Source organism: Vibrio sp. CUB2 (genome assembly GCF_001557945.1).
GTDB lineage: Bacteria > Pseudomonadota > Gammaproteobacteria > Enterobacterales > Vibrionaceae > Vibrio > Vibrio owensii.
In genome coordinates, this window is the sequence record NZ_LNRB01000076.1 from 1 (window position 1) to 587 (window position 587).

Annotated in this window: 1 protein-coding gene; it reads left to right on the top strand. The window is 43.8% G+C overall.

The features are described 5' to 3' along the window. The first annotated feature begins 204 nt into the window (after positions 1–204). Positions 205–411, top strand: a complete 207-nt coding sequence (locus ATB78_RS29940) for a hypothetical protein (RefSeq protein WP_061011131.1) — start codon at positions 205–207, stop codon at positions 409–411. Positions 412–587 lie beyond the last annotated feature (176 nt).

Sequence of the window (587 nt, forward strand, 5' to 3'; positions counted from 1 at the left end):
GCGTTAGTCGCCAGAAAAAGCTAGCGGTCAAAATCATGTTTCTAAGCTCAAAACTTGGCTACTGGCTACTGGTTGTTTGATTCATAGCTCCATCTTCGACGGTCAAAGCTCAGTTTCATCGGTTCTAGATCAATTCATTGCTAATTTCCAAGCGGTTGTTTCGTTCTTTGGTGGTGATAGAGCGGGGCAATCGAAAATCTGTTTTTGGTTGCAAATCTGCTCGGTGAGTTTGTTGGTTTAAAAGCTTATTTACTTGCTGAAAGGACGTTTTCTCTGGTGTGGTACGTTCCACGTGGTTTCAGTGACTTTGTTGAAAGTCCGCACTGTGAGATTGGCTTTCCAAAAGTGTTTTTTGGTGTTGTCAGTCCGTTCTCTACGGCGTTGTTTGTTCCAAGTGGTTTCATTGAGTAGCCGCTTTGAGACTACGCCTGACGTAAGCGCATCAAAGCACGTAAAGTTTGTTGTTCGCAAAGTTTAGTTCGGCTTAAAATTGTCGCTCGGTGCCTCGCGACTAACAAACTGCTCAAGAGGGATTCGCAACGCGTGGCATTTTTACTATGCGTTGAATTTAGTGATTAAGGTGGTTT